The sequence below is a fragment of the Imperialibacter sp. genome (assembly GCF_040222385.1).
Taxonomy (GTDB): Bacteria; Bacteroidota; Bacteroidia; order Cytophagales; family Cyclobacteriaceae; genus Imperialibacter.
Window position 1 is genome coordinate 525,148 of sequence record NZ_JAVKDF010000023.1, and the last position, 26,922, is coordinate 552,069.

Here is a 26,922-nt window from a genome sequence, read left to right on the forward strand (position 1 = left end):
AAAACAAAAAAATCAAATGGCGGGAATTTTGGTAGGCTCGTTTTGCTATATTTCCACCGCCATACTGACTGATATTTAACCACGTTATAAGAGAATGGTTAAGAAATTATTGATAGTGCGACATGCCGAAGCTGGAGAGTCCGACCATGGGTCAAAGGACATCGAAAGATACCTTACCAGGTCAGGCCAAAGAGAGGCAGTTCATACCGGTATGTACATAAAACGGCATGATTTGATCCCCAACCTAATGGTTACCAGTGCGGCTGTCCGGGCGTTTCAAACTGCGCAGATTATAGCGGAGCAAATCAAGTATCCGGCGGAAGAAATTCAGGAAGACCCAGAGCTGTACGATGCCTCGGTCAGAATTTTTTTAAGAATTGTGAATGAGCTGGATGTAAATTGCCAAAGTGTGCTATTTGTTGGACACAACCCCACCGTTAGTTATATGGCGGAGCTTCTGACAGGAGAAACTGTCGGAAACATGGAGCCGGGCAGTCTTGTTGAAATTCATTTCCCCATGGATTCATGGAAAGAGGTGTCGCAAAACACTGGCAAGCTGATCCAGTATATTACGCCCAGCCAGATAGAAGAAGACGAACATAGGCCGGATAATTAAATGCCGGCACTCAAAATACTTGTTGCTCCCAATGCGTTCAAAAGCGCCGCTACAGCCGTCGATATTGCTCAGGCGATCAGGAGAGGGCTTCAAAAAAGTAAATGCCATTCAGATGTAGTATGCAAGCCAATAGCCGACGGTGGTGATGGCACCTTGCCTATCCTGGTTGATGCACTACAGGGGGAGATTTTCAAAAAAGAAGTCTCGGGCCCATTGGGAAGGTTGGTGCAGGCTCCTTTTGGGTACATAGCCGATAAAAAGCTGGCTATTATTGAAATGGCCGATGCCTCGGGCCTGCGCTTACTTTCAGAGAAAGAGAGAGGCGCCATGAAAGCAAGCAGTGCCGGTACTGGCGAGCTAATGAAAAAGGCAATCGATCTGGGGGCTACACATATTATATTGTGTATTGGTGGTAGTGCAACCACCGATGGAGGCATGGGCATTCTCACCGCCCTTGGTTACAAATTCCTTAGTAGTAGTGGAGAAGAACTCGCCGGATCGGGCGAAGCGCTAGAAAAAATAGCTCAGGTTGAAGAGCCGAAAGGGCTGGAGGGATTGCATATAACTGTGCTGTGCGACGTGAGCAATTCGCTGTATGGGCCTTCAGGCGCTGCTACAGTGTATGGGCCTCAAAAAGGAGCAACGCAAGAACAGGTAGCTCAATTGGACAAGGGGCTGCAACATTGGGCCTCACTTATTAAGCGGTATAGAGGAATAGATGTTACTTCCCTTAAAGGAGGAGGTGCTGCCGGAGGTGTCTCTGCCGGGTTGGTAGGTTGGATGCATGCTGAGCTGAAGCCCGGTGCTGAGTTTGTCTTGGAGCTTTTGGAAATGGACAAGGCGATCAAACAAGCTGACCTGGTGATCACGGCTGAGGGAAGCCTTGATGAGCAGACCGCAGAGGGCAAAGGGCCGTTTGCGCTGTTGGAGATGGCAGAGAAGCATGGAAAGCCCGTAGCTGGCCTGGCAGGACGTATTCCACGGGAAATTCCCGATAGTGAGCTCCGAAGATTTTTGGCGCTGCTGCCCATTGGGAATCAGCCTGAAAGCCTGGAAACTGCGATGACCAACACGCTGACTAATATAGAAAGAACGGCCTTTAACATTGGCAATATTTTGGCTTTACGGCAGCTATAAACTTAGTAGCAAGTTTCTAAAGTATTCAGTGTCGTAGCTAGCCATGCCAAACTGCTGCACTTTTACCTGGCCATCAGGCGCAATCACAAAAGTGGTGGGTATCGACTGAGAATGAAAAACAGCTGGCAGGCCGCTCACCAGGGTATAAACCGGAAATGTATACTCCTTCTTCTGAATAAATTTAATTGCCTTTTCCCGCTCGTCGTCCAGCGAAATCATAACAAACACCACTTTGTCACTCCCCACTTTGTCGTAGAGGTCTTGAATTTCTGGCATTTCTGCCATACAGGGAGGGCACCACGTTGCCCACAGATTGATGAAAACGGTTTTGCCCTTAAGGTCACTAAAAGAAGAAACTTTCCCTTCCAGGTCTTCAAGTTGAAATCGATAATCCGACTCTGTGAGTGACAGCGTACTTTCGGGCTCGCTCGGCGACATGATGCCTGTAGCCAGAATACCTCTTTGCAGAGTGCCGATGACTTCCGTATGCAGACCTGTGAAATATAGTGTGGCCATAACTCCCAGAATTACAGCCCATTCAATAATTTCCCTTTTCTTTTTCTTATCCATTTTATCTTAATTCATTAGAAGTCAGCAGGTTTTTGGCCTCCGCAGCAATCAATACAAAAAAAGTCTTCATTTGATTCCGAAAGCCTTTATTTTCGAGCCCTGTTTCGAGTAATTTCGAAAATCACTTTGAGTAAAACACGTATTTAATAGACCCTAATCAGAAGGCAACGAAGACATGAGCCAGGCACATTACCTCAAAATCGCAGCTGAATTAAGCATTTCCCCTAAACAGGTCGTAGCTACCGCAGAGCTTCTCGACGAAGGCGGAACTGTTCCTTTTATTTCCAGGTACCGGAAGGAAAGAACAGGAAGCCTCGACGAAGTTTTCATTGCAAAAATACGTGACAGGATAGGACAACTGCGTGACCTTGACAAAAGAAGGGAGGCCATCCTCAAGTCGATTGATGAGCAAGGCAAGCTGACAGATGAGCTAAAGGCACAGATTGATGCTGCCGAAACCATGTCGTCGCTGGAAGATATTTATCTGCCCTACAAGCCCAAGCGCCGCACCCGGGCTACCATAGCCAGAGAAAAGGGACTGGAGCCGCTGGCGCTTTGGATCTTTGAAAGACAAGCTGGTGAATTGGCTGGTGAAGCCGAAAAATACCTGGATGAGGAAAAAGGAGTGGCATCAGCAGAAGAGGCTTTGCAGGGAGCACGTGACATTATTGCAGAAATCGTGAATGAAGACCCCGATGCCCGAAAGAAAATGAGGGAGTTGTTCAATCGCAGCGGTGTTGTCTATTCGAAGGTAATGAAAGGCAAAGAGGAAGAAGGACAGAAATACAAGGACTACTTTGAGTGGTCTGAGTCTCTCGACAAGGTACCCTCTCACCGCCTGCTTGCTATGAGAAGAGGCGAAAAAGAGATGATCCTTATGCTGGATATGTATCCACCGGAGGAGGAAGCGACTTTGTTGCTTGAAAGACAGTTTGTGAAGGGCAGCAACCCCGTGGCCGATCAGGTGAAAGAGGCTGTACATGACTCATATAAGCGCTTGCTGAAGCCAAGCATGGAAACGGAGGCACGGCTCGGGTCAAAAGACAAGGCTGATGTGGAGGCCATTAACGTATTTGCTGAAAACCTGAAGCAACTGCTGATGGCTGCGCCACTAGGGCAAAAGAGCATTCTCGCTGTCGACCCGGGATTCAGAACGGGTTGCAAAGTAGCTGCCTTGGACAGTCAGGGTAAGTTGCTGGACTTTGAGGCCATTTACCCGAATGAACCTCAGAAGGCGGTGCAGAAGGCTGCTGCGACAGTGGCCTATATGGTAGAGAAGTATAAAATTCAAGCCGTAGCCATAGGAAACGGAACGGCAAGCAGGGAAACTGAGCAGTTTATCAAATCTATCGGATTGCCTTCGCATGTGCTGGTGGCCATGGTGAACGAAAGTGGCGCCTCTATCTATTCTGCGTCGGATGTAGCCAGGGAAGAATTCCCCGACCAGGACGTCACAGTTCGTGGTGCCGTGTCCATAGGTCGCAGACTCATGGATCCACTGGCTGAGCTGGTGAAGATTGATGCTAAGTCGATAGGAGTTGGCCAGTACCAGCACGACGTGGATCAAACAGAGCTAAAGAAGTCGCTGGACGATGTGGTGATGAGTTGCGTGAATGCTGTGGGCGTGGAGCTGAACACGGCAAGCAAGCAACTGCTAACTTACGTTTCAGGCCTTGGGCCACAACTGGCACAAAACATTGTTGAGTTCAGGAATGCCAATGGGCCTTTCAAAGACAGGGAGTCATTGAAGAAAGTACCCCGCCTGGGAGACAAGGCCTATGAGCAGGCTGCCGGCTTCCTGCGCATCAGAGACGGTAAGAACGTGCTGGATACCAGTGCGGTTCACCCGGAGCGGTATAATTTGGTGGAGCAAATGGCCAAAGACCTTGGTTGTGGTGTTACTGATTTGATGACCAGCAATGAGCTACGACGTAAATTGGATTTGAAAAAGTATGTGTCGGAGGAGGTGGGGCTCCCTACTTTGACCGATATTATTGAAGAGCTAGCCAAACCCGGTCGTGACCCAAGGGAGTCGTTCGAGGTGTTTTCTTTTACCGATGGAGTGAATGAGATGGCCGACCTTAAAATGGGCATGAAGCTCCCGGGCATCGTTACCAACGTGACCAAGTTTGGCGCTTTTGTGGACATTGGGGTGCATCAGGACGGCCTGGTTCATATCAGTCACCTGGCCGATAAATTTATCAGCGATCCATCTGAGGCGGTCAAGCTACAGCAGAAGGTCATGGTGACAGTAGTAGAGGTTGACCTCGCCAGAAAACGGATTGCCCTGTCGATGAAAGCTGACCCCTTTGCCACAGGCCCTGCGCCCAGAAAGGCAAGTGATAAACAGGACGAACGACCAGAGCCAAGGAGACAGGAGCGAAGAACCTTTCAGCCTCAAAAGCCACAAAAATCAGACGAGCCGGATGGAGATTTGCAGGCGCAGTTGGCGAAATTGAGAGGAAAGTTTGGGGGCTGATAAAGGAGCTTTGAATCCGATTTGTTTTTTATACGTATAGATTTTTTATCTTTGTCGTATAAAACAATGAAGGTATGGATGCTAAGATCACTTTGAGTTTTGATGCCGCCGTTATTGCCTCAGCCAAAGCGTTCGCCGAGGAGAATAATATCAGTTTGTCCAGGCTAACCGAATACCTTTACAGGCAAATGACGTCCCGGCACTATCAGTCCCTGGAAGATTTGGAAGTATCCCAATGGGTGATGATGGTGGCCGATGGGCAGGCAGAATATAAAACTTCAAAGCCAAGGAAGGCGGCAAAAAAAGAGTACTACGAAAGCCGCAAAAAGAAGTGAAGGTGCTGATAGATGCCAATGTGTTGGTTTCAGTGCTCAATAAGGAATACCCAGTATTTTCCAACGCAGCCAGGGTGTTGAGTTTGGCAGGACAGCAGGGTTTTGAGTTGTACGCCACTCCGATGAGTCTGGCCATCGCTTTTTATTTTTCGTCTAAGAAAAGTGGCGTAGTGCAAGCCAAGAAGAAGCTTGCCATTCTGAAAGAGCATATTCTCACTGCTGTGATCGATGATAGCGCTGTCAATAATGCTTTGACCAATAAAAGTGTTCATGATTTTGAAGACGGCATGCAGTACTTTGCTGCGCTGGAGGCAGGGTGCCAGTGTATTGTTACTGAAGATAGAGATGATTTTTACTACTCCACGATAGATGTTGTGAGTTGTGAAGGGTTTTTAAAGAAGTACTATTTTAATACTTGACCATTACAAAGGCTGCCTTAGCTAATCGATTGGTTGCTAGTGTTTTTCCAGAGATAATCGGTATCTTATGGTATGAATTCACACCCTAAGTTCTACCTCTTCTCTATTGTACTGGTTTTTTCTTTCATCGCCAGTTCATTTAGGTTCCATGGCTTCAGTGCCGACATTGCGAATCTGCTGCTTGAGTCGGCGAACGACAAGCAGAAAGCTAAACTGCTGATGGCCTTCGACGATAACAAAAGATTCGATTGGGCCTATGTGCCTCCTTATCAGGTAGCCAGAAATGGGTTGCCATTAAAGGAAATGGACAGCAATCAGAAAGACCTTGTGACGCAACTATTAACTATGTCGCTCAGCGAAGCTGGCTACAACAAGGTCAAACTGATCATGAGCCTGGAGGAGGTTCTTGCTGAGCTGGAAAGCAACCCGAGAAGGGATCCGGAAATGTATTTTGTGTCTATCTTCGGCAAGCCAGGCACTAGTGAACCATGGGCCTGGCAATTTGATGGGCACCATATCTCTCTCCACTTTACTATAGTAAATGGAGAAGTTTCCTACACTCCAAGGTTTTTGGGCTCTAATCCGGGTGAGGTGAAAAATGGTCCTAAACAAGGCCTGCGGGTGCTTAACAGGGAAGAAGACCTGGCTTTCGAACTGTTGAATTCGCTGAAGGGAGCACAAAAGCAGCAAGCTATTTTTAGTGGAAGTACGTTCAATGATATTGTCTCTAAAACTGTAGCGCAGGTAAAACCACTTGAAAGGGTCGGCATTGCTTACATTCAGCTCTCGGATCAGCAGCAAAAGATGCTTTGGGCGGTCATCGACGAGTACCTGTCTGCAATGCCGACGAAAGACGCCAGTAACAGAAAAGAGAGAATATTGAAAGAAGGAGCCGATCTCATTATGTTCGGATGGGCAGGTAGTGAGCAGCCTGGTAGTCCTCATTATTACCGGATACAAGGGCCTTCTTTCCTCATTGAGTTTGATAACTCACAGGGTAATGGAAATCATATTCATACCGTTTGGCGAGATTTCGATGGTGACTTCGGTAGAGATTTAATCAAAGAGCACTACGCAAGGGTGAAGCACTAGAACGATCAATGTAACGCTAGCTCATATTTCTGCTCCATCAAGGGTTTGCCGAAATCGGAAAATGGCTTTTCCTCGGTCAGGCGAAAGCCATATCGCTTGTACAGCGAGGCTGCTGCCGGAAGCTCATCCACTGTGAGAAGGTAAGACGACTCGTACCCAAGACTACTCAGTTCGCTCATGTACAAATCCATTAGCTTCTTTCCCAGTCCAATACCCCGGTAGGGCTTTTCCATAATGAAGTAACGGAGCTGGGCGGCTTTGTTTCTGTGCATGAGTGCAAGAAATCCAACTATCTTTTCATTGTGTTCACAAATCCACACCCTATCGAGGGTGCTGTCATATTGCTTGTAAAACTCCACGAAACTTTCAGCCACGTAAGATTCGAAACCCAAACTGTAACCGTATTCTTTCGAATAGATGTCGCCGTGCATGTAGATCACATACCCAATGTCACCGGGCCTCAGCTCAGTTCGTATCGTCACACTTTCAAGAGAGATGGCAGCTTTCATAAAGTCTTCGCTAAAATTGATTTGATGCTTTGGAGCTGAGTAGAAAGAAGGTCAATCTCTTTTCGGCTCAGTTTTTTCAGTAACAGCGCTATGTCGTCATGCGAGGCTTTGTCGAGCCTGGCAAACTCCCGCTGCCCGGCTGGCGATAGTGAAAGCAAAAACGCTCTGCCGTCTTCGTCCGACCTGGTTTTCTTCAATAGGCCTTGTTTCAACAGCTTATCTATTATTCTGCTTAAATATCCCTCATCCATTTTAGTGGTAGCTTTTATATGCCTGGCAGTGCAGCTTCCTGTGCTATTTATTTCGAACATGACCCGTGCTTCGGACAGAGAATATGGGCTGTCGAGTATATGCTTGTCGAGCAGCCCGATAACACTTGTGTAAAACCTGTTGAAATCACGAACGGCGGCTATTGCTTTTTCACCTTCAATCATGAGGTGAAGAAAATGATATTACTTGACAAAGTCAAGTAATTGAATGCTCAATTCCTCGTAAGGGAAGTGATGATTGATTGGTGCTGGGGATATTCTTTAATCAACTTATTCCTTTCAGCCATTTCGAAGTCCTGAAAGTCAAAACCTGGAGCGACAGTGCAGCCGACCAGAGAAAATTCCCCGCCGGCAGCCACTCTTGAGGCAAACCAGCAGTTAGCTGGAACGACTGCCTGAGGCTTTTGGTCTGCTGAAATGTCAAGGCCAAGGCGAACCTCTTCAAGTATGCCACTTTGATCAATGATGTATATCGAAAGTGGGTCGCCATCATAAAAGTGCCAGGCTTCATCTGATTTTATCCTATGAAATGCAGAAAAATTCCCGGCCTCCAACAGAAAGTAAATGGCGGTGGAAATGCTCCTTTGCCCGGCTTTGGTGGCGGTGGTGTCAGCACTTCTATATGTCTCTTTAAAATAACCACCTTCAGGGTGAGAGTCGAGATTTAGTTGCTCTATGTAGTAACTGGCGTTTCTGTTCATTCACTTTCTGGAATTAATTAGTCAAAGCATTTGCATCAACTAAACGATTAGTTTATCTTTCAGCATGAGAAACGCTGGCCTTCTTTTTCTACTGGCTCTCTGCCTTTTTGCCTGCGAAGACAAGGAGGAGGCAGCTTTTGAAGCGTTTGAAAATGAAGATTTTGAGCAATCTTTGACAATTTTTAAAGAATTGTCAAGTCTTGATCCCCAAAACTGGTATCACCTTTACAATATTGCACGAAGTCTTGAGGAGTTGGGTAGGTACAACGAAGCCATTACCTGGTATGGAAAATCGCTGAAATACAATGAAAAGGCCAATGAGATTCTGATAGCGAGAGCCCGGTGCCTGTTGAAAACAGAGTATTTGGATGGAGCAAAAACCGACCTTTTTCGGGTGCTGAGGAGAGACGAGGAAAATTTTGAGGCAAACTATCTGATGGGGCGGGTGATGATGGCAGACAATGATCCATGGGCTGCGCTAAGCTACTACAACAAAGCCATAAAAGAGGATGACAGTGATGTTACGCTGTTCTATCATCGGGCAATAGTGATGGGTACTGTCGGTAATGGCTACATGGCCCTAAGGGATATTAACTACGTAATCTCTCAAAAGCCCAATTTCAACCAGGCCTATTTCAACAGAGGAATTTTGCAAATGAGGGCGGGTAAATACGCCGAAGCCATTGACGACTTTGACACCGCAGAAGCACTTGAATATGCGCCGGCCGATTTGTACGTTAGGCGAGCCGACTGCAAATCCAGTGTAGGGCTCAGTAGTGCCGCCTGCACCGACTACAAAATAGCTTCCGACATGGATCCGAAGCATTACAAAAAGGTGTTTATAGAAATGTGTGCAGTGTCTTCCAATTAGAGGCTTAGCCCCTAATTGGAATAACCTGTAGTGAATTCAATCAATAGTCAGAATATTCGGCAGGTACCAGAAACCTCGTTACATTCTTTGAAACATTGTTTTGGTATTTTGGCATCACCTTTAACTTTTCCCACTCCGGTGCAGTAGAAAAAGCTTTCCAGTGCTCATCTCTGCTTGCTTTGTTCTCAAAGGTGGTCATGTACATGAGGTTTGGCATGGTGGAGCCTGAAATCACTTCTCCATAGAACACTGCATTGAATCCAAGCCTGTCGAAAAGCGCTACCTCTCCATCATTAAACATTTCTACTTTGTTTAGGTGGATTTTTTCGGTAGCCGATTCGTAGCTCCTAAGCTCATACACACGCTCACTTTTTGGGCCGCTGAGATTCGGCGTTTTCATAAAGGGCATTCCTGTAAAAGCCTGAAGCAACGTGCTCTCAATCCTGGCATAAGGAGGCTGGTTGTAAGCAGCATTGATGTATTCGCTTCCGGCTGTTTGATACTGTGCGTCCTTCGAAAGCGTATTGGCGAGGGCGCTGAATTGATCGTACGAAGCAAACGGGATCAACACATAGACTTTTCGAACGGTGTCTGTCTCACTTAGTATGGCTTTAAATACGCCAACTGACTTGATATTGGCCCTGTGAAGAGCTGGGACAAAGGCGTCTTTTAAATAGTTGTCAACCACTTTCTCCTGAGCATCAGAAGCAAGGGTATATACTTTTAGTTGGTAAAACTCCCTCTTCGACTTCTGAGCGAAGGAAGCGGATGAAAAGGCCACCAGAAAGGTGATAATTAATGCAATGCCTGAAATTTTCATCTTATTGATGTTTAAGTAAGTGTGAATTTTGGTATTGTAAGTTGCAATCTAATAACTCACGTTATGGATTCATCTAGAATTGGCGAAATAGTGGTGTATTTTACATTTGTGGCAGAACATTTTTAACTTAGTGGTAAATTGTCGTCACCAATGAGAAAGTCTTGTGTATCTACCGCCACTATTATTTTATTTTTTTCACTTGCTGTTTCGGCTCAGAAATTAAAGTACAAAGATATCTTTCCCTTAATGCAGGCATCTAAATGGGATGAAGCTGAAAAACAACTGGATTTGTTTATCGCTGACCCCAAAAATAGTGAGGAAGCCAATGCTCATTACAGTCTGGGCAAAATACTTGAGCGAAAGGCATTGTCCGAAAATATCGTTACCGATACTGCCCAGATGTTTATCCACATCGATGCCGCTGATCTCCATTATAATAAGTCACTGAAGCTGATAGATGAAAAGGAGCTAAAGAAAAATGAAGAGTATTATCAGGAGTTCAATAGAAGGGATTTGAGAACTGGTGAGTTTGGGATCAAAGTGTCCGATGTTCATCTGGATATAGAAAACAAGGTGAAATCCCTTCAGGAAAGAAGGAGTAATGTCAGGGCTTTTTTAAAAGAGGCATCGGTGGCGAATAAGTTGTACGATGAGGCACAAAACATACTGCAAAATTTTAAGATTGACTTCCCAGATCAGTCTTCCTTTCTCCTGGGTATGGACAAGGAAGTTGAGCAGGAGTTTGTGAAGCTCGAAGGAATTGTAAAAAATCTTGAAAGCGCTATGGCAAATGCTGAAGCGTCACTAGCTAAGATACCATCACCTGGGCTTGCTCACACTCTTACGGAAAAAACGCTGTACGACCTGGCCGATTTCAGCAAAGGTTCTCTTGACCTTACCAGGGAAGGCAACATAGAGTATTGGGATTTGAAGGCTTGGATAGAGATGACAAAATCTGAGCAGAAATCTAATATCGGCCCATTCAGGCAAGAGCTAATTGCTTATGATCGTGACCTGGTGGCAAAAAAGCAGGCCTTTGTTCAAAACCCATCTGGCGTTAGCGGGCCTTTCGAATTTGACCCGACGATTTTAGCCAAAGTCAGAGGCTTTGGCGCAAATACCCTGACTGAGAAGGTGGTCAGTTTCAAAGTAGAAGAATTAAACTACCTGATTGAAAAACAGCCAAGTGTAATGCCCGACAGCGCTAAAGTCGACGACCTGTATATGGCTGTTTCAAACCTTATTGGAAGGCTGGATAAAATGAAAGGGTTCATTGCCATTGACAAGCAAAAGGCTGAGGGAGGTTTTCAGCGGAACCCTGTTTTTTTTACGAGTCGATATGTTTCTCCCGACCAACTGCTGAGCTATGCCAATGAAAGGGAGAGCTTTGTTGATACAGAACTGAGCTTGTGGAGCAAGAGAGCAGAGGACTTGAAAAAGAGAAAGAGTTGGTTGATTGCTGAAAATGCTGACTCAATTGCACTGACAATCAAGGACAGCGTTGCCATAACAACTGGATTTAGCACAATACACATTGCAGATAGTGCGGGGCTTTATGTAAACGGGCTGAAGCTCGTCGGTAAAGACTTGAACTTTGTAGTGGCAAAGGCGACACCGGCGTACACAGTGGAATGGATGTTGAACGAAAAATTGCCGACACCAAACAAAGACTTTTTCTTTAAACCTAAAAACGCCGGGCATGCCCCAACCGCTGACGGATTCAGGACTTTTTTTATTCACTACCCACTGAAGGAGAAAACACACCTTTTCATCACCACCGTCGACAATGCAGGGAAAGCGCTCTGGAAGGCCTCTCTCGATCTCGATCATCCTCCGGTATCAGTCTCCTTTAACAAAATGGTGATGGAGACGATCATTTACCTCGAAAAACCTGCAGGAGACCCAACTGCCGATCTTGCCTATATTGTCATAGACAGAACCGGTAAAGTAAGGAAGTAGCTGTCACTTGTGTTTTATTGACACCTTTAAGCCTGCCAGCGCAAGGCTTTTTGTACTTTAGCAACTCCGAATATTATTCTGGTAATACCCACTAATTCCCTTCTTACAGTAGGCTTGACAGAGGTCTTGGATACGATAATTCTGATTTTGAAATTGCACACGATTGAATTACTTTAAATTTAACAATTCCGTAGCCGAACGACGTATATTTTGCCATATATACAATATTTAACCAATTTTTGTAAAAATTTCAATTTTGCCGTAACATTGCCTTTGATAATCACCTTAAATCAAAGGTTTTTTTGCAAATCACTTAGTAACTGGTTCAAAATTAAACTTAACTATTATGTCAAAATCCAAACTAGAGTACATTTGGCTGGATGGATACAAGCCTACTCAAAGTTTAAGAAGTAAGACTAAAATCGTTGATGGTTTTAGCGGTAAGCTTGAGGACGCCCCCATGTGGTCATTTGACGGAAGTTCAACAGAGCAAGCTCTTGGCGGCTCCTCAGATTGTTTATTAAAACCTGTCTTCGTTTGTCCTGATCCTGCCATTGAAAATGGATACCTTGTGATGACCGAAGTTCTCAATGCCGATGGAACCGCTCATGTCACAAACGGCAGAGCAACGATTGATGATTCTGATGACGATTTCTGGTTCGGATTTGAGCAAGAGTATTTCCTTATGGATCCTGAAACTGGTAAGCCAGTTGGATTCCCCGCTGGAGGCTACCCTGCTCCACAGGGACCTTACTATTGTGGTGTAGGTGGTAAGAACGTCTTTGGAAGAGAGTTTAAGGACGAGCACCTTGATTTGTGTTTGGCTGCAGGTCTCAACGTGGAAGGAACCAATGGTGAAGTAGCCACAGGGCAGTGGGAATGGCAGATTTTCGCCAAAGGAGCCACACAGGCTGGCGATGAAGTGTGGGTAGCAAGATACCTGATGGAAAGACTCTCTGAAAAGTATGGCTTGTATATCGAGTATCACCCTAAGCCGCTCGGTCAGCTTGACTGGAATGGTTCAGGCATGCACGCTAACTTCTCCAACACCTACCTCAGAACCGCTGGTTCCAGAGAGAAGGTTGAGAAAGTTTGTGAGGCCTTCAGAGGTGTGGTAAAAGAGCATATTGCTGTCTATGGAGCTTACAATGATCAGCGTTTGACTGGTAAGCACGAGACCGCTTCTATTCACGATTTCTCTTATGGCGTATCGGATAGGGGTGCTTCTATTCGTATTCCGGTTTACACCGCAAATCACGGATGGAGCGGCTACCTGGAAGACAGAAGACCTGCGTCGAATGCTGATCCCTACAAAGTAGCTGCAAGGATCATCAAAACTGTGAAAACTGTGAAATAAGGTTTTCAGACTTGTTTCTTTTTGCATAATGGCCTTCTGAATTCAATTCAGGAGGCTTTTTTTTCATCTCTTCATAATTGACACCATTATCACAATGGTGCCTTTTTTTACCATCAATCCCAGGATGCGACAGCATTGATTCTATCAATCGATGCTCAGGTGTTTTACCCCGATTGCTAAAATTTTGAATTGGAGGGTATTGACCACCTAATATTCGGCAATTCTCCAGGAGGTCGAAACTAAAGTTAGATATACTACTTTTTGGGCAAAATAATTATTTGAAGCGACGACTATTGCCAGATCGTTTTTAGGCATCGTTTCCATTGAGTAGTATTTTGATAAATTATCAATGAACAGCCATATATAATATGAAAAATTTAAAAAACATACACTTTTTGAATATATCATAATACGAAACCTCTACTGTTATGAATATGTTAAAATTGGAGTCGATATGGGTGATACTAATAGCAATTATTTTAACGAATGTAAAAATGACAAGTGTATAGGGTAAAAAGTAAACGTGAAAATGATTGATTTGCAATAAATGATATAAAATTGGGTCAAAATTGAATCACTAGTTAGTAACTATTGAAAATTATTCATTCAAATACATTTAAACCTAACACTAACAAGTAGTAGTATGATGAAAGTCTTTACACCCGTTCTTGCTTACGTTAGCTCAGCTCAGGACTCTCTGGCAGTCGACAGTGCTGTGGCCGAAGTAGCCGAGGCCACCATGGTGGTAGCCTCTGAAACCGCAGCTGAAGTTGTGGATTACAGCACGCAAATTGCTGATGTACTATTGACAGCCAACAACATCTGGATGATGCTGGCTACAGCGTTGGTATTTATTATGCACCTTGGATTTGCTGGGGTAGAAACTGGGTTTTCCCAGGCAAAGAATACGGTCAACATCCTATTCAAAAACACAATCACTCCTATAATAGGGCTTTTGACTTATGCTCTTTGTGGTTTTTTCCTTATGTACCCAGGATTTGATGTGCCTGGCTGGTTTGCTTTTGATGGAGCCGGCTGGTCAATGTTCTGGTTTTCTCCAGCAGACGCTGATGTAACAACAGAATATGCAAGTGGAGGATACACCTACTGGACAGACTTCTTGTTCCAGGCCATGTTCGCTGCTACTGCTGCAACTATCGTATCTGGAGCGGTGGCTGAACGCATCAAGATTTCTACTTATCTGATTTTCACCATTATCTACGTTGGATTTGTGTATCCACTAATCGGTTCATGGAAATGGGGTGGTGGTGCGCTCGACGACATGGGCTTCTATGACTTCGCTGGTTCTACGCTTGTTCACTCAGTAGGTGGATGGGGTGCGTTGGCGGGTATTATCCTTCTCGGACCTCGTATTGGAAAATATGTTGACGGCAAAGTAGTTGACAAGCCAGGTGCTAGCGTACCTCTTGCAGTAATAGGTGTATTTATGCTGTGGTTGGGCTGGTTTGGTTTCAACGGTGGTTCTGTGTTGTCTGCTGATCCCGGACTGGTTTCATTTGTTCTTGTTACTACTTCATTGGCAGCTTGTACTGGCGGTATCGGTGGTTTCATTGGTGGCTACCTGCTATTCAAGAGGCTTGATATTGGTATGATGCTTAACGGTATTCTGGCTGGCCTTGTAGGTATTACAGCAGGTGCTGACGTGATCAACCCGGGTTGGGCACTTTTTGTAGGCCTTGTGGCAGGTATCGCTGTAGTGTACTCAGTTGTACTTCTTGATAAGCTGAAACTGGACGACGTAGTGGGTGCTGTTTCTGTTCACCTTGTTTGCGGTATATGGGGCACACTTGCGGTGGGTCTGTTCTCTACTAACCCTGAGCATACTTTCTGGATTCAATTGAAAGGTGTGGTTATCTGTGGCCTGGCCGCATTTACTGCTGCTTTCCTCATCTTCTTCATTCTTAAGAAAACATTCGGTATCAGAGTGTCTGAAGAGCATGAGAAGTCTGGTCTTGACAGCCATGAGCATGGTATCAGAGGCTATACTATCATCTATCCTGATTGATAATCAATCAAAACTCACAATAAAAAAAGAGGCCTCCTTGCTTGCGGCGGCAACCTAACGAGCAAGAGAGGCCTTATCCAAAAACTTTAAAAAAACGTTAAAGCTTATGAACACTGTTACAAAATTATTATTCCGTGGCGTATTCGCTACAATATTTACACTATCGTTGTCAGTGAGCGCTTTTGCGCAAGAGGAAGAAGAGGAGACTTCTCCGTTTTCATTGTCGGGATCAGTAGATACTTATTACAGGGCTAACTTGAATTCTACCAATGATAGGACAAATGGTGGTGCAACTGCGCCAGGTACATCGTTCGCTAACCTGCCAGGCTTTTCTTTGGGCATGGTGAATTTGATAGGAGCATATGAAGGCGAAAAGGTAGGCATGGTAGCGGATTTGGTTTTTGGACCCCGTGGTGCTGATGCAGTTTTTGGCTCACCCGCAGCCTTAAACATTGTTAACCAACTTTATGTGTATTGGAATGTTGGAGAAAAGGTAACGTTGACTTTGGGAAACTTCAATACATTTCTGGGTTACGAGGTAATCTCTCCTACTGCTAACTTTAACTATTCCACTTCTTACATGTTTTCGTACGGCCCCTTCTCTCATACTGGATTAAAGGCCGACTTTGATTTAGGTGGTGGATTTAGCCTGGCAGCAGCTATCATGAACCCAACTGACGCAACGGATTTTAACCCTGACAACACCTATTATGGTGGTGGCCAACTGGGTTACTCATTCGACGCTGGTAGTGCTTATTTGAATACCGTATTTACGGACGGCTTTTTCCAAATAGACTTAACCGCAGGAATGGACGTGTCTGACGCTGTATATATTGGCGTTAACGCAACTTCTGCCTCCGACAATTTCTACGGAGCTGCTGGTTATTTTCAGGTAGCTGCTTCTGATGCACTTAAATTGGGCGTTAGAGGTGAATACTTTGGAGACAAGGGAGTAGGCGTGCTTACAACTGATGAGAGTGTTTTTGCGGCCACGCTTTCAGCGAACTACAGCGTTGGGCCACTTACATTCATTCCTGAATTCAGGATTGATTCTTTCTCTGAGGATGATGCTGTTATTACCGACTTTTCTGATCCTTTGGACGTAAAGTATGCTAACTCGCTTTCCAGCTTTGTGTTGGCGGCAGTATTTACGTTCTAAGCTGCAAGCGAGAAATTGATGAATAAAAGAGAGCCCGTGAAAGCGGGCTTTCATCGTTTTAAGGCGTTGGTATTTGGTTGGCAACATGCAATAAGTGACATGCCACAATGCCGGCTGTTTCTGTTCTCAGCACCGACTCTCCCAGGCTTACGGGCAAAAATCCCCTGGAAATAGCCCGGTCTATTTCGGCCGCTGAGAAATCTCCCTCGGGGCCGATCAGTATCAGGTAGGAGGTATGCTTCTTCACTTTTGCTATCAGATAGTTTTCTATGGGCTGGTTGGCAATAGCTACGAAGTTTTGCCTGCCCTCTTGCTGTGTTTGTATCAATTCATCCAGTTTAACCAAACCATTCAGTTTTGCTTTGATGAAGTTCTTGGATTGCTTCAAAGCGCTGATGGTGATTTTCTCTGCTCTCTCCAGCTTCAGTTTGGTTCGTACTGAATGTTCGCATTCTAGGAAGGTGATTTCGTCCACGCCCAACTCGCACACTTTTTCCAGAAACCATTCAATTCTGTCAGGCTGTTTGGTTGGTGCTATGGCAATGTGAATGTGAAAGGGTCTCGTAAAGCTTTCAATACTGAGCACCTCCAGCTGAGCCGCTCCTGGTTGGTCACCCACAATTCTGCATAAATAACGTTCGCCCATTCCGTTGGTGAAATAAACCTGGTCACTTTTTTTGTGCCTTAGTACTTTCAGGCAGTGTTGCGACTCTTCCTTATCGAGTGTAACGACATCATTCACTGAGGATTTTTGAGGGTGATAGAAAATGTGCATAGCGTTATCTTGGGGATGCAAAATACATTGCCTGCAATTAAGCATCAAAGAATTCAGTGCGGCCGGTGTAATTTGACTAAAACGTTTATCAGGATCAAAAAATGATTAATTTCGAAGTTGGCAGAAATGGGCGCTCGTACAGGTTTTTTTAATACTAAAATATCACTTAAAAATGGCAAGACTGAGGTTTAAGGCACTGGAGGCCCTTAGCATGAGAAAGAAGGTAGAGTTCAAGCTTCCTTCGTTAAAGATATCCGATTACTTCGGCCAGAATGCTTTTGGAAGACCTCAAATGCGAAGTGCTCTTGCGCCGGAGATTTTTGAGAAAGTAGTGCATGTGGGGCATGGAAAGCGGGTAGATAAAGAAACGGCTGACGCAGTGGCTGCGGCCGTAAAAACCTGGGCCATGAACAGGGGTGTGACACACTACACACACTGGTTTCAACCATTAACGGGCGCCACTGCCGAAAAACATGATACTTTTTTCGATTCCACCAAAGGTATTGAAGAATTCAAAGGAAGCGCCCTTGTTCAGCAGGAGCCCGATGCCTCCTCTTTTCCAAGTGGGGGGATAAGAAGCACGTTTGAAGCCCGAGGCTACACTGCCTGGGATCCTAGCTCCCCCATTTTTATTTGGGACACTACGCTGTGCATACCTACGATATTTGTGTCGTTTACCGGGGAGGCACTCGACTATAAGGCACCGCTGCTGAAAGCCATTGAAGCCATTGACAGAGCCTCCACCAAAGTTTGCCGGTTGTTCGACAGGGCAGTGGCTAACGTAACGCCCACGCTTGGCTGGGAGCAGGAATATTTCGTCGTGGACAGGGCACTTTACAACGCCCGGCCTGATCTGGTGATGTGCGGGCGAACGGTGTTTGGCCACAACCCGGCCCGAGGTCAGCAATTGGACGACCATTACTTTGGCACCATCCCCACAAGGGTGCAAGAGTTCATGAAAGAGTTTGAGGTAGAGGCTCACAAGTTGGGCATCCCTATTCGCACCAGGCACAACGAGGTGGCTCCTTCTCAGTTTGAGGCAGCTCCGATGTTCGAGGAGGCTAACGTGGCTACCGACCACAACCAGCTATTGAGGGACATCATGGACAGGGTGGCTTTCAAGCACGACCTAAAAGTGTTGCTGCACGAAAAGCCTTTTGCAGGTGTAAACGGAAATGGCAAGCACAACAACTGGTCGCTCATGACCGACACTGGCGTGAACCTGCTCCAGCCTACCAGCAGTGCCAGGGAAAATCTGCTTTTTCTGACCTTCTTCGTGGTGTCCATCAAAGCGGTGTACGAGCATGCTGATTTGCTCAGAGCCAGCATTGCTTCCTTTGGTAACGACTTTCGGTTAGGGGCTAATGAGGCGCCCCCAGCGATTATTTCAGTTTTCATTGGGCAAACACTGAGTAATGTGCTGGACGAGCTGGAGAAAAACGGGAATGTGAAAATTGAAAAGGGTGATAATCTTTATATGAAACTCGGGATCGATCAGATACCTGAAATCATCATGGACAATACCGACAGAAACAGAACCTCGCCATTTGCTTTCACCGGCAATAAGTTTGAGTTCAGGGCAGTAGGCAGCGAGTCGAATGTGTCGAACCCTATGATGGTGCTTAACCTCATTGTGGCCGACCAGCTCAACAAGTTCTATTCGGAAGTAACCAAGCTGACCAACAAGGGTAAAGACCGCAGGCTGGCGATTATCGAGATCCTCCGAAAATATATCAAGGAATCGAAATCGATTAGGTTTGAGGGCGATGGTTATTCAGATAGCTGGGTGAAAGAGGCTGAAAAGCGAGGTCTTTCCAATGTGAGAGACACACCCAGGGCATTGGATTTTTACCTTTCTGACAAGTCCACTCAGCTATTCAGCTCCAATAAAATATTGAATGAAAAGGAGGTGAAAGCCCGTCATGAAATCATGATTGAGAACTATATCAAAAAGGCCCAGATTGACTCTCGGGTTATGGGAGACCTGGCTCTGAACCATATCATTCCAACGGCCATTGCTTATCAGAATAAGCTCATTCAGAATGCAAAAGGCTTGAAGGAGCTTGGGGTGGATAACAAAGAGATCATCAGCTATATAGAAGAAATCAGCCAACACATTTCTGCTCTGCGTAAAAATGTGAATGAGATGATTGAAGAAAGGAAGAAGATCAATAAGGTTGAGGATTCAAGGAAGCGGGCTATTGCCTATTGTGATGACATCAGGCACAAATATTTTGATAAGATCAGGTACTCGGTTGATAAGCTTGAGTTGTTTGTTGACGACGAGGACTGGCCACTCGTTAAATACAGGGAACTTTTGTTTCTGAAATAGGTTAGGAGCCTCATACACCATGTGGTTTTGAAAACTCTTCTGAAGGTATTTTTTGTGATTGTTGTCTGTGCCCTTGTCTCCCATTTTATTGGCGGGTGCATGGAATTTCGTATGTCTTCCAGGTCAATGGATGACTATTACGAAGGTTCTCAAAAGCCTGAACTGGTGTCGTTCTCTTTCGACGACAGAACAGTTAACTACGCTGAAGCAGGCGACAAAACGAAGCCATTGGTAATGTTTGTTCATGGCTCTCCCGGTTCCTGGAGTGCCTTTGCCGACTTTCTGAAGGATTCGGTTCTTATTGCCAACTTTCACATTATTGCGCCCGACAGGCCGGGGTTTGGGCACTCTAATTTTGGCAGAGCTGAGCCCTCCTTAAAAAAGCAAAGCCAGTTTTTGTATCAGATACTGAAGAGATACCCTGACAAGAAGGCTATTCTGGTTGGCCATTCGCTGGGAGGCCCGGTCATTGCCCAAATGGCGATGGATTACCCTGACAATGTAAGGGGGTTGTTGTTTGTGGCTCCTTCGATTGACCCAGCACTGGAACCTGATGAGTGGTTCAGGCCGCTGCTGCGCAACTTCGTTATTCGCACTTTCACACCCATAAGTCTGGCGGTATCTAATGAAGAAATTATCTACCTTAAGGAAGAGCTGGAGATGATGACAGATGGCTGGAAAAGCCTACACACGCCTGTCTATATGCTTCAGGGTGACGAGGACACGCTTGTGCCGATGGAGAATGCCTATTACCCCGGAAAATTTATGCCCGATAGCCTTATTCACATTCAACTGCTAGGCGGGGTCAATCATTTTATTCCCTGGTCGCATCCACATGAAATAGTGAAAGGTATCAATTACCTGAATGCGTTGCCTTAGCGTCCATTTGGGAATGTAGTATTTTTGGTATCTTTATTGAGAAGCGTTTCTTTAGACTGGAATATTATGAGACTAACCAATTACACCCTGAAGCTTTTAGTGGCTCTGCTGCCTATAGGCCTGGCTGCCAGCTCCTGCACCAAATCGGTATATATCAATACGCTGAGGCCTGCGGAGATTACCTTTCCGTCTCATGTCAACACAATTTTATTGGTCGACAGGACTGAGTTTGAAAAGAAAGGGCTTGGCATAGTGGAGGGAATACTCACAGGTGAAATGCCAGGCGAGGATAGGGCGGGCCTTCAAGAAGCCATGAATGCCTTTCAGCAGCAGCTTATGGCGAGCCCCAGGTTCCAGTTGAAACGAGCCAGCGAAACGCTGAAGGGCAACAGCATGACAGGCGCATTTCCCGATCCGATTTCATGGGGAGTGATCGAACGTCTTTGTCGGAGCTATGGTGCAGATGCTGTGATCGCCGTTGAAATTTTTGATACCGACTTCATCGTTACCAACGGGAAACGTGATGTGGAACGAGAGGTTGAGAAAGACGGAAAAAAAGTAATGGAGAAGGTAGTCGAGTATTATGCCGAGGGCGTGGGCAATGCAAAGATTGGTTTTCGACTTTACGATCCCCTTGAAAAGACCATTGCAGATCAGCAGCTCTTTAATCCTTCCAATAATTGGAGTGCTACTGGTGCCAATGTCAAAGACGCCATGTCGCAGTTAATTCAAAAGACGGAAGCCACCAGGCAGGTTAGTCGCACGGCTGGTTCTACCTATGCCTACAAAATTGCGCCGATGCCGGTGCAATTGAGTCGGTTTTATTACGCTAAGTCGAAGAAGACACCTGAAGTAAGGCAAGGTGCGAGAGAGGCGCAGGTGGGGCAATGGCAAAACGCCATTGACACCTGGAGAGGGAGGCTTAGCCAGAGTATCAAGCGAAAAGAAGGAGGCAAGCTGGCCTATAATATTGCTGTGGCCTACGAAGTGCTGGGAGATTTTGATAGCGCCAAAGAATGGGCGTCAAGGTCTTACACTAAATACGAGAACAAGAAGGGCCGTGGATACAATAGTACCCTGAACCAGAGGATATACAATGACCAGCTATTGCAGCAGCAGGGGGTCAGGGACTGATCTACTTTTCGGGCAAGTTTTCGATTTTACGCATCAGAGCTTCGGCCTCAGCGACTTTTTCGTCCGATTTTCGGCGGTTTATACTGCTGAGTTTAAACGACTCTTCAAGCAGCTTTCTGTGCTTTTCGATCAGTTTTTCTTTTTCACTTTTCTTTCTAAAGAATCCGAATGCCATGCTTTTATGATTTACAAATCATATAACAGGATGATCGGTATAATGTTTTTAGTGATGGTGTTTTGCTAAAATATTGTCACTAAGGAATGGTAACTACATTTTTTTTTGAGAAAAAATTAATCGCTACTTTCGGGGTTTCGACACCTTTAGCTGTTATTAGATTTTTACCACAGGATTTTACTACATCGAAAACTAAATGAGATACTTTTTAAGGGCTCTCACGGCTCTTTTTATTCTGCTCTTTTGTGCTTTTTCAGACCTCTCGGCACAGAATTTTCAACTAAAAGGCTACGTTAAAAACAGTGTTACAGGGGAACCCATTGAAGGAGCCAATGTGTACATAACCAACTTGTCTACCGGGGTCATGACAGACTCCACAGGTTACTTTGCCATGTTTCTTCCTCAGGGGGTTCACTCGGTTGAATTCACCTATGTGGGCTTCGAATCGAAGAAAAGGAATATTGCACTCAACAGGGCAGTTACTATCAACATGAACCTGGAGGAGTCGTCGCAGCTTTTGCAAGAGGTGAGTGTAAGCGGACAGGCCGAGGATCACAATATTTCCAGCTCAGAAATAGGAGTAAGCAAAATGTCGATGAAGACCATCGAAAAAATGCCATCGTTCATGGGGGAAGTGGATGTAATGAAGAGTTTGCTGATGCTGCCCGGAGTGAGTACGGTGGGTGAAGGCACCACAGGGCTGAATGTGCGAGGAGGTAATATTGACCAAAACCTGATTTTGCTGGATGATGCGCCGGTCTTCAATAGCTCCCACCTGATGGGCCTATTTTCAGTTTTTAATCCGGACATGGTGCGAGACGTTACTTTTTACCGTGGGGCCATTCCTGCGCAGTACGGAAGCCGGGTGTCGTCGGTGCTTGATATCAAAATAAGAAATCCGGAAACGGAAAGGCTCAAGTTGGCAGGTGGCGTAGGACTTATTTCCAACCGTTTGATGCTGGAGGGGCCTATTGGCAAGAACGAAAAGCTCAGCTTCCTGATAGGTGGAAGAGCTTCATTTTCTGATTACCTGCTCAAAATATCTCCCAACAAATCTATTCAGGACACCAGGGCCAACTTTTATGATGTTACGGGCAAGCTGTTGTACAAGCTGAATAACAACAACAAACTCCAGGTGTCGTTCTACAGGGCCCACGACGGATTCAAGCTGGCGTCCGATTCCCTGTCGGCCGTAGAAATAAACGCTTCGTCTTCTCAATTTGCATGGGAAACAGCCAACGCCACGGTTCGCTGGGACCATGCTTTTGCGGACAACTTCATTGCCAATATCGTCGGTGTGTACAGCGACTACAATGCGATCATATCTAGTCCGGAGCCTACCAACGGATTTGACCTTACCTCGGCTGTAAAGTACCGCAAGCTCAAATCAGACTTTAGTTGGTTTAGCTCCGGCGGACATTCGGTGATGTTTGGAGTGGCTGCCACCAAGTACATCATTGACCCGGGTCATCTTGACCCTAACAGCGACCAGTCGAGTGTCAATGAGTTGTTGCTACAGCAGGAAAACGGACTGGAGCTGGCGGGCTTCGTAAGTGATGAAATCGTGTTTAATGACAAAATTACTTTGATGCTTGGGCTTAGGTATTCGTACTTCCAAAACATGGGTGAGAGAAACGTGTACTCTTACGACCCAACCCAGCCATTTTCACTCAAAACAATTACAGATACGACTTTTTTCAGCAGAGGTGAAAAGGTGGCTAGCTACCATGGGGCAGAGCCCAGGTTTTCTTTTAAATACAGCCTGAACCCAAGCAGTTCGATAAAGCTTGGCTACAACAAAATGCGACAGTATTTGCAGTTGGTATCGAACACAACTGCGGCATTGCCTATCGATAGGTGGCAGCTAAGTAACACTTATTCTCAGCCAATCATTGCTGATCAATTGTCGGTAGGCTATTTCAAGAATATTAACAGCAATGAGTACGAGGTATCAACTGAGGTGTTTTACAAAACAACTCAAAATGTAAGTGACTACAAGGACGGGGCCGAGTTGCTGCTCAATCAGGCGCTTGAAACTGCCATCCTTCACGGCAGCGGCTATGCTTATGGAGTTGAATTTCAGACGAAGAAAAACTTAGGCCGCCTTACTGGCTGGCTAAGCTATACTTATTCGCAGGCACGTCAGCAGGTGAAAGGTGAATTTGAGGAAGAAGAAATAAGTGGAGGGGAGTACTACCCCACCAATTTCAACAAACCTCACATTTTGAATATGTCTGCCACCTGGAAGGAGAGTGCCAGGGTGAATTTTTCTGCCAACTTCACTTATAGCACAGGGAGGCCGGTTACATATCCGGACGACAAATACTATGTCTACGGACTTTTTATTCCCAACTATGTGAGCAGAAATCAGTACAAAATACCTGACTATCACAGACTCGACCTGGCGATGACGGTTGGGCCCGACCCCGCCAAGCAAACGAAGTGGAAGGGTAGCTGGACATTCTCCATTTACAATGTTTACGCTCGTAAGAATGCCTATTCAGTCTTTTTTAAGCCCAATAATCAGGCCTCTGTGAATCAGGCGAACGCCTACAAGCTCTCCATTTTTGGCACCATTTTCCCTTCCATCACGTATAATTTCTCCTTTTGATAGCCATGAAGAACCAAATGACTATAAAGCGTATTCTGCAAGCTGCTTACATATTTTCCTTGACTTTACTGGGTTCTTGCATCACACCATTTAGTCCAGATTTGACCAACGAAAGCCCAAAGCTGAGCGTGGAAGGAACGGTGACAGACCTGGCAGGGCCTTATGTGATCAAGCTGAGTTACAGTACTTCGTACACCAGTGGTGATAAAAAAAGTGAGAACACGATAAGAGACGCTAAGGTTTTTATCAGTGACAGCGAAGGCAACGAGGAGGAGTTGGTTTATAGTGGCAACGCAGGTACCTATGTGACAGCGGCGGATGGTATACAAGGAGTTGCGGGTAGATTCTACACGCTTAGAGTTGAACTTTCCAACGGCAAAGCCTATGAATCATATCCTGAGCTGATGCCCCATGCGCCGGAAATAGATACACTATACGCCGAGTACAGGGATGTGACGGGCGAATTTGTGCAGGGTGAATTTGATGTTTACCTGGATGCCAACGACCCCGTAGAAGAGGAGAACTATTACCTGTGGAAGTGGAAGCATTACAACAAGCTTGACTACTGTCTCACGTATGTTCAAAATTTTCCATCGCCACCTACCTGGTATGCGAGGTACTGCTGTAGTGAGTGTTTCGAAATAGAAGCTTGCGCAGGATGTGTCAATATTGGATCGGATGCCCTGGTGAATGGCGGCAGGATCAGCAGAGTGCCTTTGATGTCGTTCGAGTACGACAGCCGGGAGCCATACTATTTGCAGGCCGAGCAATATTCATTGACGGAATCTGCCTACAAGTTTTGGAAAACAGCCAGCGACCTGATCAATAATGCCGGTGGTGTTTTCGACAAACCGCCTGTGACTGTCAATGGAAATCTTTTTAACGTGAACGATCCGGATGAGCAGGTGCTGGGCTATTTTGGAGCGTCTTCTGTCAAGGTGAAGGCGGTGTACTTCAGGCGAGACAATATTCCTTCGTTCCCTTATAGCTCAACACCCCTATATAATATCGACACACGGGGCTGCCAGGAGTGCGAGGAGTCCATCTACAGAACGGAAAGAAAGCCGTCGGAATGGGACGATGCGCCGACGTACTAGTTAGAATAATTGATTTGATCGGTTATCCTGCCCTTACGGTTGTAAAATTTCCATAGGCCGGTGCGCTCATCATTGAGGTATTTGCCCTCTGACTCCACTGCTCCGTTGTCATAGTAGTATTTCCAGGCGCCTTGTTTTTGGGAGTTGAGCAACTGCCCCTCAGAAGCCAGCTTGCCATTTGGATGATAGTACTTCCAGATATCAGCAGTGAAGCCGTTTTTGTAATAGCTTTCCAGCTTAAGGGTGCCGTCGTCATAGTAGGTTATCCTTGACCCGTAGCCGTCTTTTAGGGTGCCGCCTGGCAGAACTTCGCCTTTTGGGGTAAAGTATTCACTGACAGCCAGCAGTCGGCCGTTGTCCCAGTTTTCATCCTGTATCAGTTGTTCATTCTGGTAAAACCTGCCCCAGATTCCATCTTCCAGATCAAGCCTGTAACTACCAATAGCAGATATTTCTCCCGTGATATAGTAGCTGACCCACTGGCCGTCTCTCATACCATTTTTGTACTTGCCTTCGGTTTCGATTGGGCCAGCCTCGTAAAAGTATTTCCACAAGCCAGTTTTTTGATCACGCAGATAATCGCCAATAGAATAGAGGTTGCTATTTTCAAAGAAGCTTGTCCAGGTACCGGTCTTCAGGTCGTAGGCATATTTGCCTTCAACGCTCTTTTTGCCCCGGGCGAAAAACTCCTGATATATGCCTTCTTTTAGCCCGTTCTTATAGTTGACATTCAGTTTGAGCTGACCATTCTCATAATATTGCTGCCAGTTGCCGGTTGCTGTGCCTAACTCATATTCCTCAGTCTTCTCCAGTTTGCCGCTTGGATAGTAGTACGATTGTTTTCCGTCCAGTGAGCCGTTTTTATATTTCTCCTTCGCCAAAACCAATTTGAAAGGATCATATTCTGTCCAAACACTGTCTTTCTTTCCTATCTTGAAGAGTCCCTCAAGTGCCACGCTGCCGTCGGGGTAGAACTCAGTAACAGGGCCGTGAAGCGTGTTTTCCTTATAGTTTACTTTGGACTGTAATTGGCCGTATTCGTCGTAAAATTCGGCCTCACCTTCGAGTTTGTCATTCTCGTAAAACACTGCCGACTTAAGGTTACCTGTTTCATAGTACTCTTTCCAAAGACCTTCTCTTTTGCCCTCATTGTATTTGCCCTCGTAAAGCTTCAGCCCAAATCGGTAGAACCCTTCCCATTCACCAGTTCTCAGGCTATCTTTATACCGGCCTCTTTCTTTGATTTCTCCATTTGAATAGATACTGGCATAAATGCCGTTGAGAATGCCACCTTTGTAGCTCTCCATTTGGTTGCGGCGGCCATCTGCGTTGTAGAAAAACCAAAGGCTGTCCTTCTTATCATTTTTGTAAAAACCTTCCGCCAGCAGTTGGTTGTTGCCCCTGTAAAAAAGCCATAGGCCTTCTTTTTTACCATTCTGTACTTCGCCTTTGTACGTAGCAATTGTATCCGGAAAAGACATCGTTTGGGCCTTTAATCCGGGAAGCAAAAAGCTGGATAGACAAAAAATGCTTATAGAGTATGTAAACAAATAGCTTGCGGGCTTATTCATCCGGGGTTTGATTGTTGTCCGATTACTTT

General features: G+C 45.7%; 24 protein-coding genes. 16 read left to right on the forward strand and 8 right to left on the reverse strand.

Features of this window, described 5'->3' with window-relative positions:
* Positions 1-94: 94 nt before the first annotated feature.
* Together RIG68_RS12660 and RIG68_RS12665 are read left to right on the forward strand one after the other, a co-directional pair.
* The gene (locus RIG68_RS12660) at positions 95-616 is read left to right on the forward strand and encodes a SixA phosphatase family protein (RefSeq protein ID WP_350121079.1); all 522 of its coding nucleotides are present in this window, start codon (positions 95-97) and stop codon (positions 614-616) included.
* On the forward strand, positions 617-1,753 hold the full coding sequence (locus RIG68_RS12665) for a glycerate kinase (protein ID WP_350122628.1): 1,137 nt from the start codon (positions 617-619) through the stop codon (positions 1,751-1,753).
* Here RIG68_RS12665 and RIG68_RS12670 read toward each other — a convergent pair.
* Entirely contained in the window at positions 1,748-2,323 is a 576-nt protein-coding gene (locus RIG68_RS12670; RefSeq protein WP_350122630.1) for a TlpA family protein disulfide reductase, read from the reverse strand. The genes RIG68_RS12665 and RIG68_RS12670 overlap by 6 nt on opposite strands.
* 175 nt (positions 2,324-2,498) lie before the next feature.
* On the opposite strand from RIG68_RS12670, the gene RIG68_RS12675 reads away from it, so the two are divergent.
* From RIG68_RS12675 to RIG68_RS12690, 4 genes are all read left to right on the forward strand, one after another.
* Entirely contained in the window at positions 2,499-4,802 is a 2,304-nt protein-coding gene (locus RIG68_RS12675) for a Tex family protein (RefSeq protein ID WP_350122632.1), read from the forward strand.
* Between the two features lie 74 nt (positions 4,803-4,876).
* The gene (locus tag RIG68_RS12680) at positions 4,877-5,137 is read left to right on the forward strand and encodes a DUF6364 family protein (RefSeq protein WP_350068691.1); all 261 of its coding nucleotides are present in this window, start codon (positions 4,877-4,879) and stop codon (positions 5,135-5,137) included.
* Positions 5,134-5,556 carry a type II toxin-antitoxin system VapC family toxin gene (locus tag RIG68_RS12685; protein WP_350122634.1) on the forward strand — a complete coding sequence of 141 codons (423 nt, stop codon included), beginning with the start codon at positions 5,134-5,136 and terminating at the stop codon, positions 5,554-5,556. The genes RIG68_RS12680 and RIG68_RS12685 overlap by 4 nt, the downstream gene beginning before the upstream one ends.
* A 72-nt stretch (positions 5,557-5,628) precedes the next feature.
* Positions 5,629-6,648 carry a DUF3500 domain-containing protein gene (locus RIG68_RS12690; protein ID WP_350122635.1) on the forward strand — a complete coding sequence of 340 codons (1,020 nt, stop codon included), beginning with the start codon at positions 5,629-5,631 and terminating at the stop codon, positions 6,646-6,648.
* A gap of 5 nt (positions 6,649-6,653) precedes the next feature.
* Here the strand turns inward: RIG68_RS12690 and RIG68_RS12695 are convergent, their stop codons facing one another.
* The 3 genes from RIG68_RS12695 to RIG68_RS12705 are packed head-to-tail and all read right to left on the reverse strand — an operon-like array spanning position 6,654 to position 8,127.
* Positions 6,654-7,157 carry a GNAT family N-acetyltransferase gene (locus RIG68_RS12695; protein WP_350122637.1) on the reverse strand — a complete coding sequence of 168 codons (504 nt, stop codon included), beginning with the start codon at positions 7,155-7,157 and terminating at the stop codon, positions 6,654-6,656.
* Positions 7,154-7,591 (reverse strand): MarR family winged helix-turn-helix transcriptional regulator, encoded by a 438-nt coding sequence (locus RIG68_RS12700; protein ID WP_350122639.1) that lies wholly within the window; start codon positions 7,589-7,591, stop codon positions 7,154-7,156. The genes RIG68_RS12695 and RIG68_RS12700 overlap by 4 nt, the downstream gene beginning before the upstream one ends.
* A 47-nt stretch (positions 7,592-7,638) precedes the next feature.
* Positions 7,639-8,127, reverse strand: a complete 489-nt coding sequence (locus RIG68_RS12705; protein WP_350122641.1) for a cupin domain-containing protein — start codon at positions 8,125-8,127, stop codon at positions 7,639-7,641.
* A 64-nt stretch (positions 8,128-8,191) separates the two neighbouring features.
* On the opposite strand from RIG68_RS12705, the gene RIG68_RS12710 reads away from it, so the two are divergent.
* Positions 8,192-8,998 carry a tetratricopeptide repeat protein gene (locus RIG68_RS12710; RefSeq protein WP_350122643.1) on the forward strand — a complete coding sequence of 269 codons (807 nt, stop codon included), beginning with the start codon at positions 8,192-8,194 and terminating at the stop codon, positions 8,996-8,998.
* Positions 8,999-9,038: 40 nt separating this feature from the next.
* On the opposite strand, the gene RIG68_RS12715 is transcribed toward RIG68_RS12710, so the two are convergent.
* Entirely contained in the window at positions 9,039-9,818 is a 780-nt protein-coding gene (locus tag RIG68_RS12715) for an NIPSNAP family protein (RefSeq protein ID WP_350122645.1), read from the reverse strand.
* Positions 9,819-9,968: 150 nt separating this feature from the next.
* Between RIG68_RS12715 and RIG68_RS12720 the strand changes: the two genes are divergently transcribed.
* From RIG68_RS12720 to RIG68_RS12735, 4 genes are all read left to right on the forward strand, one after another.
* A complete protein-coding gene (locus RIG68_RS12720; protein WP_350122647.1) occupies positions 9,969-11,777 on the forward strand; it encodes a hypothetical protein in 1,809 nt (602 codons plus the stop codon).
* A gap of 346 nt (positions 11,778-12,123) precedes the next feature.
* Positions 12,124-13,134, forward strand: a complete 1,011-nt coding sequence (locus RIG68_RS12725; RefSeq protein WP_151999445.1) for a glutamine synthetase beta-grasp domain-containing protein — start codon at positions 12,124-12,126, stop codon at positions 13,132-13,134.
* A 739-nt stretch (positions 13,135-13,873) separates the two neighbouring features.
* Entirely contained in the window at positions 13,874-15,160 is a 1,287-nt protein-coding gene (locus RIG68_RS12730; RefSeq protein WP_502880634.1) for an ammonium transporter, read from the forward strand.
* A 106-nt stretch (positions 15,161-15,266) separates the two neighbouring features.
* On the forward strand, positions 15,267-16,319 hold the full coding sequence (locus RIG68_RS12735) for an outer membrane beta-barrel protein (RefSeq protein WP_350122651.1): 1,053 nt from the start codon (positions 15,267-15,269) through the stop codon (positions 16,317-16,319).
* Positions 16,320-16,377: 58 nt separating this feature from the next.
* Here RIG68_RS12735 and RIG68_RS12740 read toward each other — a convergent pair whose 3' ends face one another.
* Positions 16,378-17,094, reverse strand: coding sequence for an RsmE family RNA methyltransferase (locus RIG68_RS12740; protein ID WP_350122653.1), 717 nt, complete (start codon positions 17,092-17,094; stop codon positions 16,378-16,380).
* A gap of 172 nt (positions 17,095-17,266) precedes the next feature.
* Between RIG68_RS12740 and RIG68_RS12745 the strand changes: the two genes are divergently transcribed.
* From RIG68_RS12745 to RIG68_RS12755, 3 genes are all read left to right on the forward strand, one after another.
* Positions 17,267-19,426, forward strand: coding sequence for a glutamine synthetase III family protein (locus RIG68_RS12745; RefSeq protein WP_151999442.1), 2,160 nt, complete (start codon positions 17,267-17,269; stop codon positions 19,424-19,426).
* Between the two features lie 99 nt (positions 19,427-19,525).
* Positions 19,526-20,305: an alpha/beta fold hydrolase gene (locus RIG68_RS12750; protein ID WP_350122655.1), complete on the forward strand. Its 780-nt coding sequence runs from the start codon at positions 19,526-19,528 to the stop codon at positions 20,303-20,305.
* Between the two features lie 66 nt (positions 20,306-20,371).
* Positions 20,372-21,439, forward strand: a complete 1,068-nt coding sequence (locus RIG68_RS12755) for a DUF6340 family protein (RefSeq protein ID WP_350122657.1) — start codon at positions 20,372-20,374, stop codon at positions 21,437-21,439.
* A 1-nt stretch (position 21,440) separates the two neighbouring features.
* Here RIG68_RS12755 and RIG68_RS12760 read toward each other — a convergent pair whose 3' ends face one another.
* The gene (locus RIG68_RS12760; protein WP_151999439.1) at positions 21,441-21,614 is read right to left on the reverse strand and encodes a Lacal_2735 family protein; all 174 of its coding nucleotides are present in this window, start codon (positions 21,612-21,614) and stop codon (positions 21,441-21,443) included.
* Positions 21,615-21,810: 196 nt separating this feature from the next.
* Between RIG68_RS12760 and RIG68_RS12765 the strand changes: the two genes are divergently transcribed.
* Both RIG68_RS12765 and RIG68_RS12770 read left to right on the forward strand, forming a co-directional pair.
* A complete protein-coding gene (locus RIG68_RS12765) occupies positions 21,811-24,225 on the forward strand; it encodes a TonB-dependent receptor (RefSeq protein ID WP_350122659.1) in 2,415 nt (804 codons plus the stop codon).
* A 17-nt stretch (positions 24,226-24,242) separates the two neighbouring features.
* Positions 24,243-25,322 (forward strand): DUF4249 domain-containing protein, encoded by a 1,080-nt coding sequence (locus tag RIG68_RS12770; protein ID WP_350068730.1) that lies wholly within the window; start codon positions 24,243-24,245, stop codon positions 25,320-25,322.
* Here RIG68_RS12770 and RIG68_RS12775 read toward each other — a convergent pair.
* The gene (locus RIG68_RS12775) at positions 25,319-26,803 is read right to left on the reverse strand and encodes a toxin-antitoxin system YwqK family antitoxin (RefSeq protein ID WP_350122662.1); all 1,485 of its coding nucleotides are present in this window, start codon (positions 26,801-26,803) and stop codon (positions 25,319-25,321) included. The two genes, RIG68_RS12770 and RIG68_RS12775, sit on opposite strands and share 4 nt — an antisense overlap.
* Between the last annotated feature and the right edge of the window lie 119 nt (positions 26,804-26,922).